We start from the raw sequence: 20102 nt of genomic DNA on the forward strand, positions 1-20102 counted from the left end.
TATGCCAGTCTTGGCACGGGGCTTCATCCTCGCCGGGTATTTCAAACATGATTCGTTCGTGAAAATCCGATTTCATCCGCTATTTTGGGTGCCAGACGTTTTGTAATGGCCACAAAATCCAGCGTAACGGGTGAAATTTCACCCATAGGCCATGCAACGACCAAATCAATACAATTGGGCAGATCCAAGATCGGACGGTACTCCAGATAGGGGGATTTCTGGTACGCGATCCACGATGGCATGATCGCCACGCCCAGCCCGGAGGCAACATGCGTTGCAATGGCCGCGCTATGGGTTCCCTCGTGAATGATGCGGTAATGCAGCCCGGCCCGGCGAAGCGTGTTCGTCATAATCACGGCATAATTGGCACCCAGAACGGGTGCATAGCCTATCAGAGACTCCCCTTCGAAATCCGTCACCTCCAGGGCGCTCTTTTTTGCCAGTGGATGGCCTTTCGGCAGGGCTGCTACAAAGCCTTCGCTCATCAGATATTCTGTCTGCATGAACGCGGCCCGCTCGGTCGGTCGAATGAAGGCAACATCGATATCTCCTGCCTCCAGAACCTTCAGCTGACCCGAAGTATTCAAGGGCGATACCTGCACGATAACAGCTGGGCGAATACGCCGAAATTCGCGCAGGATCGGGGGCAGGACATGCGACAAGGCCACCGATACCCCTGCAACGCGCAGCCGTCCGCCTGCCTGATCCGACATGGCCCGTGTATGCGCCGCCGCTCGGTCCGCGCCGTCCAGCAGCGTGCGTGCATGTCGCAGCAATGTTTCCCCCGCCGAAGTCAGCCGTGTGCGCCGGGTGGTGCGGTGAAACAGGACCACCCCCAATTGCTGCTCCATCTGGCGGATCTGCATGCTCAGCGGTGCCTGCGCCATACCCAACCGCTCGGCCGCGCGGCCGAAATGCAGCTCCTCCGCCAAACACACGAAATAGCGTAGCTGGCGCAGATCAAAGGGAGCTTTCATATATTTTCCATATCAGATCATAGGGTTTATTATTATTGATCTCATATGAGTGTCATGATCCGGTCAATCCATCGAACACCGATCAAGGCGTCTTTTGCTCCATGTCACGCTTCTGGCTCATCAAGATTTTCCGTACACTTCTAACGCTCTGGCTGGTGGTGACGTTCACCTTCATCGTTCTGCGAACCAGCGGCGATCCGGTTGTCGCCCTTCTGGGTGCGGATGCGATGCCCGACGAAATCGAACAGTTCCGGCAGCAGTGGGGCCTCGATCAACCGTTGCTGCTGCAATACATCCAGTACATCGGCCAGATGGCTACGGGACAATTCGGCGTATCCCTGCAGGATCATCGTCCCGTCACGCAGATCATCATGGAACGGCTACCGGCCACTCTGGGGCTCGGCCTGATTTCATACCTCTTGGCGGCTGCCGTTGGCATTCCCGCCGGGATACTTGCGGCGCTTCGCCGGGGAAAGCTTCTGGACCGTGCTGTCATGGCCTTTGCCGTATTCGGTTTTGCATTGCCCAATTTCTTTCTGGGCATCCTGATGATCCTTATGTTTTCCCTAGTGCTGCAGGTGCTCCCGTCGTCCGGCACGGGAACAATCTGGCACGTCATCATGCCGGCCATCACTCTGGGAACATTCACTGCAGGCACCTTGGCGCGATTTACCCGGTCCGCCATGCTGGAGGTTCTGGAACGCCCCTATATGCGTGCAGCACAGGCCAAGGGCGCGTCCTTTACCCGTAGAGTGCTGCGCCATGCCCTGCCGAATGCCGCAATCCCCATCGTAACCATTATCGGCCTGAACCTGGGAAATCTGATTGCCGGAACCATCGTCGTGGAAACCGTCTTCGCATGGCCCGGCATAGGTCGGCTTCTTGTTGTCGCGGTGTCACAGCGCGATCTGGCATTGGTTCAAGGCCTTGTGCTGGTGATCGCTGCCACAATGGTGCTCGCAAACCTTGCAGTGGATCTTCTTTACGGCCTTCTTGATCCCCGCATCCGTGGAGGAGCGCGCTGATGACCCGCCCGAACCCCATCGTCATGATTGCCGCAACGCTCCTGACCGCCGTTCTGATCGTGGCAATCTTCGGCGGCTTCATGACCCCGCATGCGCCCACTGACCAGGATCTGCTGAACCGGCTGAAAGCCCCGGCGTTCCTGGGCGGGCCTTCGGAATACCTGCTGGGAACCGACAGGATCGGACGCGACATGTTCGCCCGAATGGTCTCGGGGCTACGAATGTCTTTGTTTGTGGCGCTTGCCGGTACATTCATCGGCGCCGTTGTAGGGACTACTATCGGCTTTCTTGCCGCACATTATCGCGGCTGGGTCGAAGAGGTCCTGATGATGCTGGTCGATTTCCAGGCCTCGCTTCCCTTCATACTGATCGCGCTGACCCTCTTGGCTTTCTTCGGCAACTCGATGACGCTGTTCATCATTCTGATGGGTCTGTTCGGCTGGGAAACCTATGCCCGTCTTGCCCGCGGCGTCGTGCTCTCGGCATCGTCGCAGCCTTATGCCCGAGCAGTGGTCGCATTGGGCGCACATCCGGGGCGGCTGTATATGCGCCATGTGCTTCCGAACGTCGCATCTGCCCTGATCGTGCAGGTCACGCTGACCTTTCCCCAGATCATTCTTCTGGAAACCTCCCTATCGTTTCTGGGGCTTGGCATTCAGCCCCCGAACACCAGCCTGGGGCAAATTCTGGGCGACGGGCGCGATTACCTGTCAACGGCATGGTGGATCTCGGTCTGGCCGGGCGCGCTCATCTTTCTCATCACTTTGTCCATGTCGATCTTGGGGGATGCCTTGCGTGATAGGCTGGACCCCATGCTGAAATCCCGCACCACATGAATATGGAGAGTATCCGATGCTGACACGACGTACCTTCGGTAAATATTCCCTCGGCGCAGGCGTCTTTGCCCTGGCTTCCCCGCCCCGTTGGGCCATGGCTCAGGGAACGCGCCCCACCATTACGGTGGCCGTTGATAACCTCTGGTCCAATCTCAACTCCGTAAACGGCATCTCAACCACAACACGGCGGCTCTTTCCGAACTTCTATTCGCATCTGATCGAACAGGATTTCATCAAGGACGAACAAGGGGTGGAACTCGCCCCGGGCCTTGCCACGGAATGGACGCAGAACGGCAAGGTCTGGACACTGAAACTGCGTGAAGGGGTAAAATTCCACAACGGTGAGACGATGACCGCCGAGGATGTAGCCTTTACTTTAGGCGCCGACCGGCTCTGGGGGGAAAAACCTTATGAGCCTCGTGGCAAAAGTTTCACAGCTGGATTCGTACGTGTCGAAGCCATCGACGATCTGACGGTCGAGATCGAAACCGAGGCGGAGGATCCCTATATTCCGGGCAAGCTGACAGGCTACATCGGGTTTGTCATGCCCAAAAAAGCCTATCTGGAAATGGGTGTCGATGCATTCGGCCAGGCTCCGATCGGCACCGGGCCGTACAAGGTAACGCTGTTCCGGTCCGGTGAGGTTCTGGAAATGGAAGCCTTCGATGACTACTGGGATGGCCCGCCGCCGGCCGCCAAGATCATATGGCGTATCGTTCCCGAATTTGCGGGCCGTATGGCCGGGCTGGTCTCGGGCGAGTTCGACTTCATGGTCAATATCCCGACCGATCAGGAACCGCAGATGGCCAGCTACGATAACGTGACGGTTTCAAGGGCCCTTGGTGGAAACTATCCGGCCTTTGCCTTCAATACCCGCCCCGACCCCGAGGATAATCCGCTGGTCGATGTGAATTTGCGCAAGGGCATGGTGCAGGCCATCGATATGAATATGATTGTGAAGGCCTTGTTCGGCGATACGACATTCCACCCTGCCGTTCCGTTCAATTTCCCCGAATATGGCAAGTTCTATGATCCGGACATGCCCAACCCTCTGCCCTACGATCCCGAGGCTGCAAAGGCGCTGATTGAAAAGTCCGGATATGACGGGCAACCGCTGCAGTGGCACATCACCCGGGGCTTTTACCCCAACTATGAAATCGCCGCCGAGATCATGATCGAACAATGGCGTCAGGTGGGCGTGAATGTCGTGGCTGAAATTCTGGACAATTTCGAACTCGTCTATACGCGCCCCTACCACATGATGAACATGTCAATGTCGACCAGCTTTATTCCCGGTGATCCCTACCAACCACTTTGGCTGGATTGGGGGCCAACATCCAGCCGCGCCACCGCGCAGTGGAAAACCTGGGATCCGACGCCCGAATATCTTGCCGCCGGGGCCGAATTTGAGGCCGCCACAGATTTCGAAACCCGCAAAGCCGCTTATCTGAAGCTGTCACAGGCCTGGCAGGATGTGACGCCCGGATTCTATCTTTGGAAAAGCGTTTATAACTGGGGTCACCGCGCGGATATTGAATTCGTACCCCGCGCAGATGCCGAGATGCGGATGTTCGGCGATTACGTGGCGTTCCCTGTATGAAACATGCGCTGAAGGACATGACGGTTGCGGAGTTCCGCGACCGTCTGCCCCACTATCCTGTCATCCTGCTACCCATGGGCAGCCACGAAGAACAGGGCCCCCATGCTCCGATGGGGGATTACCAGCTGGCCGAAGCGATCGCCGAGCGCGTGGCCGAACGCGCAAAGGCCATAGCAGCCCCCTGCTTGCCTTTCGGTTATGCCGAGTTCTTTCGCGGATTTCCTGGTGGAATCCAGTTGCGCGCCCCCACCTTCTGCGCCGTCGTGGAAGATATGGTCGGCGCATTTCTGGACCATGGAATAAACCGTGTCCTGATCCTGAACGGCCATTCAACCAATTCGACGCTCATCGATCAGGTTCTACGCAAGATCCGTAATGAAAGAGGCGTTGCCGTGGCATCGCTGGATCTGTGGCGCGCCATTCCGGATGATGTATGGGCCAAGGCGCATGGCGAAAATGCCCTCAAGGCACGCGGGCATGGTGGCGATCCCGTGACATCCGTCGCCATGCACCTTTGTCCTGATAAAATGCGACCGGACCTGATCCGCCCCTCGGAACGCACCCCGGCATACGATCTTCCCACAGTCGGCGTTGCCGGTATCCGCTTTGGTACATCCCAACTGAACCTGCCGCTGAACGCACATGAGGTGAATGCCGACGGGATGCTGGGCGGTGATGCAACCCTCGCGTCGGCACAGGCCGGCAAAATCTTCGTCGATCATCTGACCGCACTGTGTAGCGATATCATCGCCCACCTGCGCGAATACGATCCGTGCAACCCCATGGGAGGCAGAGCAGAAAGATGACGGATCCAATCCTTTCACTCCACAACCTGTCTGTTCTATTGCCGAAGGGGGCAGATCGCAGCCATGCCGTCCGGGATCTGTCGCTGGCATTGCACGCAGGAGAAATCCTTTGCGTTGTGGGCGAAACCGGTTCCGGCAAATCGCTGACAGCCATGGCAACCCTTGGGCTGTTGCCGTCCAACCTGCCGCCGCCACAAGGCAAAGTCATATTCGAGGGGCGCAACCTGCTTGACGCTACCCCCCGCGAAAGGCGCGATCTTGCGGGGCGGCGCATGGCAATGATATTCCAGGAACCAAGCGCCTCGCTGAACCCGATCTACAGGATCGGTGAGCAGGTCTCTGAAACCTTCCGCCTCCATACGAACCTGCGGCCAGCTGCCATCCGCGACAAGGTCCTGTCCCTGTTCCAAGAGGTGCAGTTGCCGGACCCGGAGGCCATATTCAACGCCTATCCCCATCAATTATCAGGGGGGCAGTGCCAGCGCGTGATGATTGCCACCGCACTGGCGCTTGATCCTGCGATCCTGATAGCGGATGAACCGACTACGGCGCTGGATGTGACCACGCAGGCGCAAATCCTGAAAATGATGCTGGATCTGCGTCGGACCCACGGCACGGGCATCCTGTTCATTACGCATGATTTCGGCGTTGTGGCAGAAATCGCTGATCGTGTGGCTGTCATGCGTTATGGCGAATTGGTGGAAATCGGCCCTGCGGCCGATGTGCTTACGACCCCGAAACACCCCTATACCCGTGCTCTCTTGGCAGCCGTACCGAAGCTGGAACCCCGGCACGCCCGTGCAGACATTGGCCAACCGGTGCTGCAGGCTAAAGGGATCTGCCGCACGTTCCGCAGCCGCGGACTGCTGGGCAAAACCCGAGAAGTCCGCGCGGTCGATCATATCGACATCTCCATCCGTGAGGGGGAAACCCTTGGCCTGGTGGGGGAAAGCGGCTCGGGGAAATCCACCCTCGCCCAATGCGTGATCAGGCTTGTGGAACCCGATAAAGGCGATGTGATCCTGTCAGGCGGGGCATTCACAGGGTTGAACAAGGCAGAACTGCGCCGCGCCCGTCAGCGTGTCCAGATCGTGTTTCAGGATCCCTATACGGCACTGGACCCCCGGCAATCCGCGGGTGATGCAATTGCCGAAGGGCCTATTATCCACGGGCTCGGACGCGCAGCGGCAAAGGCACGTGCCCTAGATCTGCTGGAGGCGGTGGGGCTGGACCGTTCGGCCGCCACCCGCTTTCCGCACGAATTTTCGGGCGGGCAACGACAGCGCATTTGCATTGCCCGGGCATTGGCGGTCGAGCCGCAGCTGCTGATTGCGGACGAAAGCGTCTCGGCGCTGGACGTATCCGTGCAGGCGCAGGTGCTGGACCTGCTGGCTTCAATGCAAAAACGACTTCGCTTCGGAATGCTGTTCATCACACATGATCTGCGTGTCGCATCGCGTATCTGCGACCGGATCGCCGTCATGCGCAAAGGGCAGATCGTCGAGGAAGCCGAACCTTCATCCCTCTTCCACGCCCCCCAGAATCCGTACACCAAAGCGCTGCTCGCCGCCGTGCCCGGTGCAGACTGGCAAACCCGCCAGAAGGAAACATCATGAAGAAATATCACATAGGCCCTGTTCCCACACAAATCGACACCTCATTGGCAGCAGGATTTGCCAAGGTAGAAATTGCGACGATCGGCCATTTTCGTCATCGCGGCTTTGTCTCTCATAACCTGCGCCCGATTGCCCCGATCCCGGGAACGTTGGTCGGCACCGCCGTGACCGTGGCCATTCCCGGGACGGATTCAACGCTTCTGCACCATGCCCTTTCAGTCGTACGCCCCGGTGACGTTGTCATCATCGACCGGCTGGGGGACACACGCCATGCGTGCCTGGGGGGCGGTGTCGCCTATGCCGCCAAAATGGCGGGCGCCCTGGCCGTTGTTCTCGATGGCCCCTGTACCGATCCGGATGAAATTATCGAGGTGGGATTGCCTGTTTTCTGCACAGGGGTCTCGGCAATCACCACCCGTCTGAATGATCTTGGCGGCGCGCTGAATATGCCGGTTTCCTGCGGCAATGTACCCGTAATTCCGGGTGATTTCATTCTGCTGGATCAATGCGGCGTACTCGTCATTCCCCCTGCCGAGGCCGCCGAGGTGCTGGAGGAGGCATCAGCCCGTCAGGCGCGGGCAGGACGCAATCGGTCCCGGATCACAGCCGGTGAAATGCTCGGGGATCTATCGGGCGCAAGCGCCAAAGTCGCCGCCGCACTCTGACAGCCCCGGGGCCGTGCAGGTTACAAACCTGCCGGTCCGGTCAGATCTGCCGCGATCAGCCCACGAACCGAATTTCCGACCCACAGCTTGGCACGCGGCAGATCGTCTGCCATCAGCACCGCTTCGCGGCATTGGTTGCTTGCCAGCAGTTCGGCGCGCAATACTCCGGGCAACAGGCCACAAGAGGCTGGCGGCGTACAAAGCCCTCCTCCCAGATCATAGAACAGATTGGTGATCGTTCCCTCACACACCTCATCACAGCTGTTCAGGAAAATCGCTTCGTCAACATCAGGCGGCAATTCCGCTCGTGTGCGGTCATAAAGCGTGCGTCGGGTTGTCTTGATCGTCAGCCACGGATCGTCAGCCTGCAAAGAGACAGGGGACAGCATCACACGCCAATTGGCGGCAGGGGCTGGCAGCGGGACCGCCTGCACTACCAGATCGCCGCCCGAATCCAGCGTAAGGCGCACACGTGCAGGTGCAGTGGAAACGGCCCCCTCCAAGGTATGCCTTACCCGAATGACATCACATTGCCACCCGAGCCGGGCTGCCGACCGCATCAGGCGGGCGAGATGGAGATCGAGCCGCTTGTATCTGCTCCCATCCCAGCAAAGCGTCTCGATGAGGTTCAGCGACGGTTCAGATCCGCAAAGCGTGCCTTCCACAATGCCTCCTCCCATTCGTTGTCCGCTTTTGAGTCATGGACAATTCCCCCGCCCACATTCAGGATGATACGCCCGTCGGCAAACAGCCTCAGCGTTCTGATGGCAACATTGAATGACGCGCGTCCCTCGGGGGCCATCCAGCCGATTGCCCCACAGTAAACGCCGCGGGCCTGATGCTCCAACTCGGCAATGATCTGCATCGCACGGATTTTCGGCGCGCCGGTCACCGAGCCACAGGGAAACAAGGCACGCATCAACTGATCCAGCCCCGGACGGCCCAAGAGTTTTCCTGTAATCCGAGAGGTCATCTGGTGAACTGTGGCAAAGGGCTCAACCTGAAACAGTTCCGGCACCCGAACCGACCCGATCTCGGCCAGCCGCGAAATATCATTGCGCAACAGATCGACGATCATCAGGTTTTCGGCCCGGTTCTTTTCGCTGCGGAACAGTTCGTCGGCAGAGGCATGATCACGGGCAGGATCACTGTGCCGCGGGGCAGTGCCCTTCATCGGCTGCGCCTCGATCCGCATGTCTGAATCCAGCCGGAAAAACAGTTCCGGAGAGCGGGACAGAATGATCGGCCCCACCCCGAGATCCACCAGCGCACCGTGCCGCACCGACTGCACCCGCGATAATGCCGAATACAGCCCTGCCGCCGTTCCCTGTTCCAGCCGGCCCTCCATTGGAAAGGTCAGGTTCACCTGATAGCAATCACCCTGATCGATGTAATCCGATAATCTGGCAAATGCCGCATGATAGTCATCGCAGGATATGAGCGGGGTCATATCGGAAAGAAGGACCGTCTCCGCCGGCAAAACCGGGGCAGCTTCGGGCCGGTCATAAATCCCGAATGCCAGAAGCGGCTCCCCCTCGGGCAGTCGCATCAACGGCAAAAGGTGCGGCTCCATCGCCAGCCCTGCCTCGTATCCCACCCAGCCCGCAACCCATGCCCCTTTGGCGCGGGCGGCCTCGATTTCCTGCAGGGCGGGGATCACCTGATCCGCTGTTTCGGCCACAATGATCCGCGCGGCATCACGAAACAGAACGGGGCGGCCATCGGGTCCGTCTTCGCAAAGGATCATCGGCGTCTCATATCACAGCGGGAATGGCGGGTTTTAGGCCGAACAGCGATGTCCGCGCAATGGGGGACGCAATTTCCATTGCAAAGCTGCACGTGACGGCTGGCGCAGCCCTATGGTCTGACGGTAGTCTTGGCGGAATGTCGCGTAACATCAATTCCTTTCTGACCTTTCTGTCCCAGCACAGTACGGCAAGCGCCGCGCTGGTCGCGTGGTGTAGCACCCGTTTTCCCGATGACGCGCCCGTGCTTCGGGTAACGGTGCTGGAGGATCGCGCCGTTATGCCGCAGGAGGCTGCTCCACGGCTCGGAAATGCGGCGGACGCCATGCGTTTTAGGCGGGTTCAAATCCTGTGGGGGGATATGCCCGTATCTCAGGCCGTGAACTGGTATCTGCCGAACAGACTGCCCGCAGGGGTTGCCGCTGATCTGCAGACCAGCACATTACCTTTCGGCGTATTGATTGCCGGATATTGCCCGTCACGCCACAACACCGGCACCGAAATCGTGGATCACCCCGATTACGCGCTGACCGTCCGTGCAGTCCTTTCTTTACCCGACGCGGGGGATGTTTCTCTGGTCGAGGAACATTATTACCGCAGCCTGCTCCTCTAGGCTGGCCTTATCACCACCGTACCCCGCTCCCCTCCCAATGCAGCAAAGGCACGCTGGCGGCAGGTCAGAACTAGTATTTGCTGGTCGGCCGCAACGCGGTGCAATGTGGTGAACATTGTCTCGATCCGATCGTCATCGCTATGTACAAGCGCATCATCCAGAATGACGGGTACCGACAGTCCCTTGCGCGCAAACAGCCGCGCAAACGCCAGACGCGTCAGAATGGCCAGTTGTTCGCGCGTACCACCGGACAGGATCTCCAGCGGCTCGTCCTGGCCATTGCGCGTCAGAGCGATCGGGAGCAGCGATTGGTCATCTATCTGCAGTGTTGCCCCCGGGTGCAGAATGGTCAGCAACGGCTCCAACTCACGCATGACGGGGGCAAAATAGGCGTCACGGGCAGCGATCCGCGCATCTTCCAGGGCGGTACGCAGGCGGACAAGCGATTGCACCTCGGCGGCATAGCGCGAGGCACGGTTGACGGCGAGCAATAGCTTCCCACGTACCTCGTCGAGCTCTTCCTCGATCCCGAGTTCCGCCAAAGAGCCGATGGAACCGTTCAGTGTTGCAAGTTCTACGCTCAATCTGTCACGCGTATCCTGCGCCTGCTTCACCACAGATTCAGCACGTGTCAATTGTGCCTGAACCATCCCCAGATCGGGTGCTTGTTGTTCCAGCTTCGCGTTAACCGCCTTTGTTTCAGCAGTCCTTGCCGCATAGGCATCCCGCTCTCGGCGCAGGACGTGCAGACGATCCGCCAGGCCAGCCATATCCCCTGCATCGGCACGGGCTGCGGCGGCGGTTTGTTCAGCCGCCGTCAGCGCGGCCCGCGCGCCGGCGCGCGCTTCAGCCGCTACCCCATAGGCAGATTGCGCTTCGGCTGCCGTGTCGCGCTTTGCAAATTCTTCGGTGACGGCATTGGCTAGTGCCGCTTCCAGTTCCGCGGGGTTCCCTCCGGACAGGTCACCGGCTGTCGCCTCGGCCGCGGCTTGCGCAAGTTCCCGACGTAGTGCATCCATGCCGTCCGGAACAAGTTCGGCCAAGAGCGCATCAGTCGTTTTCAGGCTGCCGTCCAGCATTTGTGCGGCATGCAGTTTCTTGCGCGCATCAGCTAGGGTTTCCGCACCACAACCCTGCAAAGCCCTCTCAAGCGTTCTGGCCGCCTTTGTCAGATTATCGGCCTCATTGCTTTTACCTGCGCCGGGGTCAACGATCAGAGTGCCGATGCCAGGAAGGTCAAGCGTGCGTTTGGCGGTCAGATGGTACGTTCCCGCAGCCAGATCGGAGCCCCCCTCTTGCACCCGCACTTCGCCGGAATAATGAAGGCTGATACTCGTTGCCTGCGCATGAACTTGTGCGGAGGCCCGGTCATATTCCGCCTGTGCCGCCTCAGCCAAGGTCAGGGATTGGGGTGTCACGACATATATCGCGCGTTGCGCCTGCTCTGTTTCGAACGTTTTTCGCAACGCTTCCGCGCGGCCAAGGGTATGCGTGATTTGGGATACTCGCGCCCGTGCCGCCTCGGCCAGCTTTGCCCGCTGCGCTGCCGTCAAGCTGATCCGCAGTTCATGCGTCCGGTTTTCGGCAAAAGCAAGCGCCGCAGCCGCCGCGCTCCGTACTTCCGCTAACTGGGCCGCACGTTCCTCGGCGCGCACCGCAGCAGCTCTTGCATGATCAAGGCTGGCATCGGCGGCGGCGACCCGCTCTGACAGCTGCTCCAACCACTCCACTGCGGCGCGCGCGTTTTCCTCGGTCGCCACGGCCAGCTTGACGGCCTTCCGGGCTTCCGACAGTTCGATGGCATGGGCGTTGGCCTCCGCATGCGCGTGTCTGGCGTGTTCAAGTGCCTGTTCCCGCCGCAAGGCTTGTTCCGGATCATTCACATCGCGCAATTCGCGCTGGACGTCGGCCCGCCGGGCGAGATCGCCTGACAGCCGCGCGGCCTTGGCGGAAAGCTCCAACTCTGTGGTGCGCAGGGCGTTGGCCTCGCTCTCGGCACGTGCCCATTCACCTCCGGCCTTCGGTTTCTGCGTCGCTGTTGCCAGTCTGGAAAGTGCCATCTCCACGCGGGAAACAACTGCATCCAGCCGGCGCCCCCCCGTCATCATGTCGATCTCTCCGGCTACGGAGGAAAGCAGATCCCGTCGGGCTGTCAGCGCCCGCTCCCGCTCGCCTTTATCGCTGGCCGTGTTCCCCTCCGGCTCCATGCCCAGCAGACCCTGCCGCACCCAAAGCAGGCCCGATGGCCCCGCCAAACCCGTACCAAGCAGGCGCTCGACCCACGCCTCTGCCTCGTCATCCTGCGCGAGGACACGGCCGCCCTGGCTGATCCGTGCCGTCGCCCGCGAAAGCCAGCGTTTTTCGATGCGGAAATGGCCCTCGGGCAACTCCAGCTCCAACGCCACTTCGGGCGCACCGCCGGAATGGGGTTGCAGTGACTTCACCGGGGCGCGGGTCCCTCGATGTTTTTCAAAGAACAGCGCGTGCAGCGCATCGAAGATAGTGGACTTACCGAACTCATTCGGCTCCGACAGCACCGTTATGCCATCGCCGATACCATCTATCCGCGCACTCTGCCCTGCGAAACGGCGAACATTGGTCAGTTCGATTGCCCGGATCTTCATGCCTGCACCTCCAATGCCAAGGCATAAAGTCGTGACAGGGCCGCAGCCGAAATATCCCGATCGGATTGTGCGCGCGCTGGATTTGTGGAATCGGCCAGCAGCACCTCCGCTGCCTGACGCAGGGCCCCGGCCCGGTCAATCCTGTCCAGATCATCTGGTTGTGCGTCCGTCGCCAATCCGCTGAAATCATGATCGAACCATCCGAAATCCGGGGCGATCGCCTGTGCCTCGGCCATCAGCGCGGCATGATCCGCCAGGGGTAGCCGGCCTGTCACCTCAAGCCGCAACAAAAGGTCCCGGCGCAGACCGGCATCGGGCAATTCCTTTGACAGCCGCGCCAGACAATCCTCCCCGGGCAACAGATCCAACGCCACTGTCCGCCACCCGATTGTACCGGTTTCCACTACATCTACCCGCGGCCCACCGTTCAGACAGACCAGCAGCGCGCCGCTGGTCATATCATGCTTGAATCCGTCCGCTTCGGGGGCCCCTGAATACCACGTCTTCGGATTGACCTGCATCCGGCCATGCCAATCCCCCAAGGCAAGATAATCCAACCCTGACCGGGTAGAACGGTCAGGCGGTATGATCCCCGTCCCGACACCCTCTTCGGAAAAATCGGTAATGGCCCCATGCCCAAGGCCGATCCGCAATACCCCTTCGGGGGTCGGGGCGGTCATTGCCTCGGTCAGATCACGGCCTGGGCGGCGCTGTGTGCATGGGGCCGGCAGGATCATCACGCCCGCTCCCACCTCGAACGGGTGGGTATCGGTGATGGCACGAAGATTTGCAGGCCCGTCAGTCACCACCCGTCGCCATAGCTCGGTTGCAGCCATGCTGTCATGATTTCCGGGAAGCATGATCCAGTTGATATCTGCCTCGCCCGCCATGGCACGCAGGGCGTGGCGCAAAGTCTCGGGTGCTGGGGTTTCGGCATCGAACGTATCCCCCGCCAGCAGAACGGTTGATGCCCCACCAGTCCGTGCTGCCTGCGCCAACCGCACGATCGCGCCATGCCGGGCCTCCCGCAGCCTGTTTCGGACCCCTTCGGGATAACCGCCAAAGGCCTTGCCCAGATGAAGATCGGACGAATGCAGGAAACGGAACATTGGATCGGACCCTTCATTGGCAGCGGAGGTACAGCAGTCGCGCTTTTCCCGGCGGTCGGCAAGCCTTTCTGCAGCCCATGATTAATGTAACAGAAAAAAGGGCGCTGCCTTACGCAGCGCCCCTTTCCGACCGATGGCATAATGAAACCAGCCGTTACATTTCAGCAGACAAACCGTTGCCTGTGGCACCTTCGATCTGGTCATAAGTCGTCGGAACACCGATCTTTTCGCGCCGCGTATCGTTGTAGATCGCCTTGATCAGCGAGATGACCATCAGCACCATCACAAAGGAAAACGGCAGTGCCCCGATCACCATGGCGGTCTGGATAGCCTTGGTCCCGCCGGAAATCAGCAGTCCGGCGACCACAAGGGCCAGTGCAAAGCCCCAGAACAGGATATGCGGCCGCGCCTTCGGGCCTTCGTCACCCGCAGCATTGATCGTGTTGACGATCAGCACGGCCGAGTCTGCCGAAGTGACAAGGAACGTCAGCAGAAGCACGACGATCAGAACCGACATGCCCCACGCCAGCCATGGGCCGATCGGGGTCAGCATGAAATCCGTCATGGCAAAAATCTTGTCGCCATTCGCGGCATCAAAAATGGCACCGGCCGCGCCGCCGTTCAGCTCCAGTTCAATGGCGGTGCCGCCAGCCCAGGCAAACCAGACGAAGCACATCAATGCGGGCACGATCAGCGCCCCCAGAACGAATTCACGAATGGTCCGCCCGCGCGAGATCCGCGCAAGGAACAGACCCACAAAGGGTGCGAATGCGATCCACCATGCCCAATAGAACACCGGCCACCAGCCCTGCCATTGCGCCAGAAGGAAGCTTTCGGAGCCTTCGATACCGTCGGAACGGAATACGTTAACGCTCATCCACGGCAGGGCGATGATGTAATCCCACAAGCCGACAAACATCGCCGTCAGGCCGAACCAGGTGGCCCCGAAAATGATGAAGAAACCGAGCAATATGATGGACAGCGCCATGTTGAGGTTCGACAGCCATTTGATGCCCTTGCCCACGCCGGACATGGCCGAAAGGGTCGAGAGCCCCATGATGACCAGCAAGGAAACCAGAATACCGATGGTATTCGCCTTGCCCTCGGCATCCGACAGACCGTCAATGCCGATACGCGACAGCCCTGCCACGAACTGGTCCACACCAAAGCCTAGCGTTTGCGCTACACCCAGAATGGTTGCCACCACCGCGACAACGTCAATGATGTGCCCCAGAACGCCGGCAAGAGCATTGCCGAAGATAGGCGTCAAACCGGACCGGATCGTCAGCGGCAAACCACGGCGGTATGTAAAGAAGGCCAGCGACAAACCACAAATCGCATAGCAGGCCCATGCGCTGAAGCCCCAGTGCAGGAACGACCATTGATAGGCCTCGCGCACGTTGTCGGCAGTACCGCCCGTAGTCAGCCCCATGATCGTGGAGGGGTTGGATTCAAAGTGCGAAACAGGTTCTGCAACGGCCCAAGTCAGCATGCCGACGCCGATACCTGCCCCGAACATCATGGAGAACCATGAGAAATTCGTGAACTCCGGCTCCTCACCTTCAATGCCCAGCTTCAGCTTGCCCGCCGCAGGCCAGATTGCCAAGCCGATGCAGACGACCAGGAAAAAGGCAACGACCCAAATGTACCAAGCTGCGAAGTGCTGCAGGATGAACCCGTTGAAGCCGTTCAATATCGAGCCTGATTGAACTGGCCAGAAAATGGCCCAAACAACAAGAATCGATATGATGATCTTGGCAGGGATCGCCACCGGAACTGCGAAGCCGTTGTAGAACCCGCCGGTGGTCGTGTTGATATCCAGCTCGGTAAACGGTGGTGACATCTCGTACGGGGGGTCTATCTCTTTTTCTTCTGACATCATGTTCCTCTTGTTTTTGATTGTGCGAAGTGTTCCATCGGAAATCCCGCATTCGAAAAGACCTTGCGGCCTGATGTGTTGCCCGGAGGATGCAGCCCGCCTGTGCAATCCGCGTGCTGCGGAGTCACGGACGTAATGGACAGGGTACCGGATAGAGCTGGAAAGGGTCGGTTCAGAAATTTCGGTTCATGAACAAGCTACGGATGTCTGCATGGACACCGTGCCGCGTATAGCTCCCTTTGATGCCGGCATATGCGCCGGCGGCCTTTTCTGGCAGATATTATAGCATCGAATTTCAGAATTGCAAAACTATGCGGGAGTTTACGGTGTGCGGATCACGGTTTTGCCTGCCCCGCACAACTGTCCAGAGGCTTTTCCCATATGCGGTCGGACTACTATATGCGCAGCAATTGGGCATAATCCATCCGTCAAACCTCTATAGTTTCATCAGTACCCCCAATATATGCCTGCGTATTGGGCATACCTTGCGCTGAACGGTGCAGAAGCATGCAGAACGCTAGTCGTTGGGCATAACGTCCTCCCAAGGTGATGCCAGAAGTCACGGGGAAATCATGTTGCGTTCCAGTCTGGACCTTGAACTCGTATCCGTCACCAAACGCTACGGAGATGCGGTTGCGGTAGATAACGTCACCCACCTGTTTCCCGCCGGCAGCTATGTCTGCCTGCTTGGCCCATCGGGATGCGGAAAAACCACTACACTGAGAATGATTGCGGGCCATGAAACCGTGACCGACGGTGCCATTCTGCTGTCGGGGCGTGATATTTCGCATCTGCCGCCTGCCAAGCGTGGAACAGCGATGATGTTCCAGTCCTATGCGCTGTTTCCGCATATGTCGGTGCGCGACAATGTGGCCTTCAGCCTGAAGATGAAGGGCGAAGATGCCGCCAGCCGGAACCGGAAGGCCGGTGAGATGCTGGAACTGGTCGGCATGGGCCATCTGGCCGCACGGCTACCGGCCCAGCTATCAGGCGGGCAACAGCAACGGGCGGCCCTGGCGCGAGCGTTGATTACCCGGCCTCAGGTACTGCTGCTGGATGAACCGCTGTCGGCGCTGGACCCGTTCCTGCGTCTGCGCGTGCGGGGGGAATTGAAAAAGTTGCAGCGGGAGCTCGGCATCAGCTTTATCCACGTCACGCACGGGCAGGATGAGGCGCTGGCGCTGGCGGATCAGGTTGTGCTGATGAACAATGCCGTAATCGAACAGGCCGGAACCGCGCGCGATGTATTCCTGAAGCCCCGCACCGAATTCGTGGCGCGTTTCATGGGTGGGCATAACGTCCTGTCGCTCGAAGGGAAACGCTATTCGCTACGGACTGATCGCACGCGTATCGTTGCCCCTCACGAAGGCGGTATGAACGCCGCCGTGACCACCTCCGAATTTCTCGGTACCCATGTTGCCGTAAATGCCATTGGCGCGGGTGATACCGAACTGACGGCCATGATCCCCGAAGAACTCTTTACCGCGGCCCCGGTGGAACCCGGGCAAAGCATCCGCGTCGGCTGGCATCCCGCCGACTTGCACCCCCTCAACCAATAAAAATACAACAGGAGAGACGCATGAAGAAAAACCATTATTCACGCCGGAGCGTTCTGGCGGGTGCGTCGGCGGCGGCCGTTGCCTCTGCCTTCCCCGCACCGATGATTTGGGCACAAGAGATCAAGGACGTGACGCTTCGCCAGATCGGCACAGGCGTATCGGCGTTCAACGAAGTGGCGGCAAAGGTCAAAGAGGATCTGGGCTTCACCCTCGAGATGACCGCGCTGGATTCCGATGCTGCGACGCAGCGGGCCGCAACGCAGGCCGGCAGCTTCGACATTGCCGATATCGAGTACTGGATCTGTAAAAAGGTCTGGCCCACCGGCAATCTGCAGGCGATGGACGTCTCCCGGATCACAAATTACGACAAGATCACCAGCATTTTCAAAGATGGAAAGCTGACGCCCGACAGCACCATCGCGCAAGGAACGGCCCCCCATACGGTCGGCTTTGTCGAAGGGCCGGGATCCGCCAAATTTGCAGATCAATCCTCGGGCTGGATGACGCTGATCCCCACCATCTACAACGCCGACACGCTCGGGATCCGCCCAGACCTGATCGGCCGCCCCATCGAAAGCTGGGCCGAATTGCTGAACCCGGAATTCAAGGGCCGCGCGTCGATCCTCGACATCTCCTCCATTGGCATCATGGATATGGCGATGGTCTGCGAGGCGATGGGCAAGATCCAATATGCCGACAAAGGCAACATGACCCGTGACGAGATCGACCAGACCATTGCCATCTTCATCGAGGCGAAACGGGCTGGCCAGTTCCGCGCCTTCTGGAAGACCTTCGATGAATCCGTAAACCTCATGTCCTCGGGCGAAGTGGTGATCCAGTCGATGTGGTCACCGGCCGTGACCGCCGTGAGATCGCGGGGGATGGAGTGCAAGTTCCAGCCGCTGAAGGAAGGATATCGCAGCTGGGGCGGCGGCATCGGCCTCGCAACCCATCTGGAAGGGCTGCAACTGGACGCCGCCTATGAATACATCAACTGGTATCTGTCCGGTTGGGTCGGGGGCTTCCTGATGCGCCAGGGATATTATTCTGCTGCACCCGAAACCTCCAAGCTGTTCATGACCGATGATGAATGGGGCTACTGGTTCGAGGGTAAGCCCGCGCAGGGGGATATCACCTCGCCGCAGGGGGCCGTGATCGAAACAGCGGGTGCCGTACGCGATGGCGGCAGCTTCGAGGAACGTATGGGCCATGTGGCCTGCTGGAACTCGGTCATGGATGAAAACCAGTACATGGTTCGCAAATGGAACGAATTTATCGCTGCATGATGTGATCGGGGCGGTTCCGGCCGCCCTTTTCCCGCCCTACCCCTGAATTTGGATATCCCTATGCGAACCAATTTCCGCAGCTGGATGCTGGCACTGCCGCTGACCGTTGTGCTGGCGCTGTTCCTCTTGTTGCCGATGGTGATGATCTTCGTCGTCAGCTTTTGGGGCGCGACCGAATTCTCGATCTATCCCGCATTCCAGTTCGACAACTACAGCTACCTGTTCGGGTCGTCAGTGGTATGGAGTGTTTTTGCCAGCACGCTGATGTACACCATCGTGACATGGGTCGTCACGCTGGTTGTCGGTTTTACCGTTGCCTATTTTCTGGCCTTCCACATACGCGATACCACCACACAGATGGGTCTGTTCCTGCTTTGCACCATTCCCTTCTGGACCTCAAACATCATCCGCATGATCAGCTGGGTGCCGTTTCTGGGCCGGAATGGATTGGCCAATCAGGCGCTGATGGGCATGGGCATCACCGATGAACCACTGGAATGGCTGCTTTTCTCGGATTTCTCCGTCATTTTGGCGTTCGTACACCTCTATACGCTGTTCATGGTGGTACCGATCTTCAACACGATGGTGCGCATTGACCGAAGCCTGATTGAAGCCGCACGTGACAACGGCGCCTCGGGCTTCCAGATCCTGACCAATGTCATCATTCCCCTGACAAAGCCCGGCATCATGATCGGATCGATCTTCGTGGTGGCGCTGGTCATGGGAGATTTCATTACCGTGCGCTTCATGTCCGGCTCTCAGTCGGCAAATGTGGGGCGGTTGATCTCCAATGATATCGGGCTGCTGCAATACCCATCAGCTGCGGCCACATCGGTGGTGCTTCTGGTAACAGTGATGATCGTGATTTCCATCATGCTGCGGTTCGTCAACATCCGGAAAGAGCTTTGAATGGAACGTAAACCTACATCATTCTACGTCCTCGCCAGCTTTTTCGGGCTGTTCATGCTGTTTCTCTATGGCCCGACGCTGACCATTGCGATCCTGTCATTTCAGGGACCGGGCGGCGGGCTGACCTTTCCGCTTCGGGGCGTATCGCTCCACTGGTTCCAAGAGCTATTCCGCCAGCAATCGGTGGGGGACATCTGGGGTGCCTTCCGTCGCAGCCTGGTGCTGGGGCTGATTGTCATGTCGATCACCGTGGTTCTATCGGTGATGACGGGAATGGCCTTCCGTCGTAAATTCCGTGGGGCGAATGTTCTCTTCTATCTGATCCTTGCCAGTCTCGTCATTCCGTCCATCCTCGTATCTCTGGGGATCGGGCTGATCTTTTCCCAACTCGGGCTGACGGTACACTGGCTGACGTCGGGGCTTGGGGCGCAATTGACCTGGACGCTGCCCTTCGGTTTTCTGATCATGCTTGCGGTCTTCAACCGCTTCAATCCCGCCTACGAAGAGGCTGCACGCGATCAGGGAGCGACCGCATGGCAGACGTTCCGGCATATCGTGCTGCCGTTGATTGCCCCCTCCCTCGTGGGTGTGGCCCTTTTCGGATTCACACTCAGCTATGACGAATTTGCCCGGACGCTGCTTACCGCAGGCAGCCGCAATACTTTGCCGCTGGAGATTTTCGGCATGACGACCAACGTCACCTCTCCTCTGCTCTATGCTTTGGGGACGATGACAACCGTATTTTCGCTGCTGGTCATTGGTGCCTGCCTTGGCGGGGCGGTCATCATGGCCCGACGCAGAGCACGGGCCGTGTCGGACGCGGGCAACGGTAGCGTCTAGAATGGAAAGCAAC

General features: G+C 59.1%; 17 protein-coding genes. 11 read left to right on the plus strand and 6 right to left on the minus strand.

What is annotated here, in order from left to right:
* Positions 1–41: 41 nt before the first annotated feature.
* Positions 42–977, minus strand: a complete 936-nt coding sequence (locus TR36_RS11085; RefSeq protein ID WP_045392544.1) for a LysR substrate-binding domain-containing protein — start codon at positions 975–977, stop codon at positions 42–44.
* 101 nt (positions 978–1078) lie between these two features.
* On the opposite strand from TR36_RS11085, the gene TR36_RS11090 reads away from it, so the two are divergent.
* The 6 genes from TR36_RS11090 to TR36_RS11115 are packed head-to-tail and all read left to right on the plus strand — an operon-like array spanning position 1079 to position 7525.
* On the plus strand, positions 1079–2002 hold the full coding sequence (locus TR36_RS11090; protein ID WP_045392542.1) for an ABC transporter permease: 924 nt from the start codon (positions 1079–1081) through the stop codon (positions 2000–2002).
* A complete protein-coding gene (locus TR36_RS11095) occupies positions 2002–2838 on the plus strand; it encodes an ABC transporter permease (protein WP_045392540.1) in 837 nt (278 codons plus the stop codon). Before TR36_RS11090 ends, TR36_RS11095 begins: the two co-directional genes overlap by 1 nt.
* Before the next feature lie 16 nt (positions 2839–2854).
* Entirely contained in the window at positions 2855–4438 is a 1584-nt protein-coding gene (locus TR36_RS11100; RefSeq protein ID WP_045392538.1) for an ABC transporter substrate-binding protein, read from the plus strand.
* Complete coding sequence (locus TR36_RS11105) at positions 4435–5244, plus strand: creatininase family protein (RefSeq protein WP_202814413.1); 810 nt, start codon at positions 4435–4437, stop codon at positions 5242–5244. Before TR36_RS11100 ends, TR36_RS11105 begins: the two co-directional genes overlap by 4 nt.
* Positions 5241–6860, plus strand: a complete 1620-nt coding sequence (locus tag TR36_RS11110; RefSeq protein ID WP_045392536.1) for an ABC transporter ATP-binding protein — start codon at positions 5241–5243, stop codon at positions 6858–6860. The genes TR36_RS11105 and TR36_RS11110 overlap by 4 nt, the downstream gene beginning before the upstream one ends.
* Positions 6857–7525, plus strand: a complete 669-nt coding sequence (locus TR36_RS11115; RefSeq protein WP_045392534.1) for an RraA family protein — start codon at positions 6857–6859, stop codon at positions 7523–7525. Before TR36_RS11110 ends, TR36_RS11115 begins: the two co-directional genes overlap by 4 nt.
* Before the next feature lie 20 nt (positions 7526–7545).
* On the opposite strand, the gene TR36_RS11120 is transcribed toward TR36_RS11115, so the two are convergent.
* The gene (locus TR36_RS11120) at positions 7546–8190 is read right to left on the minus strand and encodes an aminotransferase class IV family protein (RefSeq protein WP_237763568.1); all 645 of its coding nucleotides are present in this window, start codon (positions 8188–8190) and stop codon (positions 7546–7548) included.
* A complete protein-coding gene (locus TR36_RS11125) occupies positions 8154–9272 on the minus strand; it encodes an aminodeoxychorismate synthase component I (protein WP_062763242.1) in 1119 nt (372 codons plus the stop codon). Before TR36_RS11125 ends, TR36_RS11120 begins: the two co-directional genes overlap by 37 nt.
* A gap of 59 nt (positions 9273–9331) precedes the next feature.
* On the opposite strand from TR36_RS11125, the gene TR36_RS11130 reads away from it, so the two are divergent.
* Positions 9332–9883, plus strand: a complete 552-nt coding sequence (locus tag TR36_RS11130) for a hypothetical protein (RefSeq protein WP_153010545.1) — start codon at positions 9332–9334, stop codon at positions 9881–9883.
* Here the strand turns inward: TR36_RS11130 and TR36_RS11135 are convergent.
* The 3 genes from TR36_RS11135 to TR36_RS11145 form a co-directional block, all read right to left on the minus strand.
* Positions 9880–12507 (minus strand): AAA family ATPase, encoded by a 2628-nt coding sequence (locus TR36_RS11135; protein WP_045392530.1) that lies wholly within the window; start codon positions 12505–12507, stop codon positions 9880–9882. The genes TR36_RS11130 and TR36_RS11135 overlap by 4 nt on opposite strands.
* Positions 12504–13616 carry a DNA repair exonuclease gene (locus tag TR36_RS11140; RefSeq protein WP_045392527.1) on the minus strand — a complete coding sequence of 371 codons (1113 nt, stop codon included), beginning with the start codon at positions 13614–13616 and terminating at the stop codon, positions 12504–12506. The genes TR36_RS11135 and TR36_RS11140 overlap by 4 nt, the downstream gene beginning before the upstream one ends.
* A gap of 154 nt (positions 13617–13770) precedes the next feature.
* The gene (locus tag TR36_RS11145; RefSeq protein WP_082714952.1) at positions 13771–15459 is read right to left on the minus strand and encodes a BCCT family transporter; all 1689 of its coding nucleotides are present in this window, start codon (positions 15457–15459) and stop codon (positions 13771–13773) included.
* A 611-nt stretch (positions 15460–16070) separates the two neighbouring features.
* Between TR36_RS11145 and TR36_RS11150 the strand changes: the two genes are divergently transcribed.
* From TR36_RS11150 to TR36_RS11165, 4 genes are read left to right on the plus strand one after another with little or no spacing between them, the layout of a single operon-like run.
* Positions 16071–17054 (plus strand): ABC transporter ATP-binding protein, encoded by a 984-nt coding sequence (locus TR36_RS11150; RefSeq protein WP_045392779.1) that lies wholly within the window; start codon positions 16071–16073, stop codon positions 17052–17054.
* Positions 17055–17074: 20 nt separating this feature from the next.
* Positions 17075–18340, plus strand: a complete 1266-nt coding sequence (locus TR36_RS11155) for a PotD/PotF family extracellular solute-binding protein (protein WP_045392524.1) — start codon at positions 17075–17077, stop codon at positions 18338–18340.
* 60 nt (positions 18341–18400) lie between these two features.
* Positions 18401–19249, plus strand: a complete 849-nt coding sequence (locus tag TR36_RS11160; protein ID WP_045392521.1) for an ABC transporter permease — start codon at positions 18401–18403, stop codon at positions 19247–19249.
* Positions 19250–20089 (plus strand): ABC transporter permease, encoded by an 840-nt coding sequence (locus TR36_RS11165; protein WP_045392518.1) that lies wholly within the window; start codon positions 19250–19252, stop codon positions 20087–20089.
* Positions 20090–20102 lie beyond the last annotated feature (13 nt).

The organism is Falsirhodobacter sp. alg1 (assembly GCF_000739715.2).
Classification (GTDB): Bacteria; Pseudomonadota; Alphaproteobacteria; order Rhodobacterales; family Rhodobacteraceae; genus Falsirhodobacter.

Coding starts and splice junctions, on each gene's coding strand:
- TR36_RS11090 (WP_045392542.1), top strand. CDS start 1,079: ATGTCACGCTTCTGGCTCATCAAGATTTTCCGTACACTTCTAACGCTC.
- TR36_RS11160 (WP_045392521.1), top strand. CDS start 18,401: ATGCGAACCAATTTCCGCAGCTGGATGCTGGCACTGCCGCTGACCGTT.
- TR36_RS11135 (WP_045392530.1), bottom strand. CDS start 12,507: ATGAAGATCCGGGCAATCGAACTGACCAATGTTCGCCGTTTCGCAGGG.
- TR36_RS11110 (WP_045392536.1), top strand. CDS start 5,241: ATGACGGATCCAATCCTTTCACTCCACAACCTGTCTGTTCTATTGCCG.
- TR36_RS11145 (WP_082714952.1), bottom strand. CDS start 15,459: ATGTCACCACCGTTTACCGAGCTGGATATCAACACGACCACCGGCGGG.
- TR36_RS11125 (WP_062763242.1), bottom strand. CDS start 9,272: ATGATCCTTTGCGAAGACGGACCCGATGGCCGCCCCGTTCTGTTTCGT.
- TR36_RS11155 (WP_045392524.1), top strand. CDS start 17,075: ATGAAGAAAAACCATTATTCACGCCGGAGCGTTCTGGCGGGTGCGTCG.
- TR36_RS11095 (WP_045392540.1), top strand. CDS start 2,002: ATGACCCGCCCGAACCCCATCGTCATGATTGCCGCAACGCTCCTGACC.
- TR36_RS11085 (WP_045392544.1), bottom strand. CDS start 977: ATGAAAGCTCCCTTTGATCTGCGCCAGCTACGCTATTTCGTGTGTTTG.
- TR36_RS11105 (WP_202814413.1), top strand. CDS start 4,435: ATGAAACATGCGCTGAAGGACATGACGGTTGCGGAGTTCCGCGACCGT.
- TR36_RS11115 (WP_045392534.1), top strand. CDS start 6,857: ATGAAGAAATATCACATAGGCCCTGTTCCCACACAAATCGACACCTCA.
- TR36_RS11100 (WP_045392538.1), top strand. CDS start 2,855: ATGCTGACACGACGTACCTTCGGTAAATATTCCCTCGGCGCAGGCGTC.
- TR36_RS11140 (WP_045392527.1), bottom strand. CDS start 13,616: ATGTTCCGTTTCCTGCATTCGTCCGATCTTCATCTGGGCAAGGCCTTT.
- TR36_RS11165 (WP_045392518.1), top strand. CDS start 19,250: ATGGAACGTAAACCTACATCATTCTACGTCCTCGCCAGCTTTTTCGGG.
- TR36_RS11130 (WP_153010545.1), top strand. CDS start 9,332: ATGGGGGACGCAATTTCCATTGCAAAGCTGCACGTGACGGCTGGCGCA.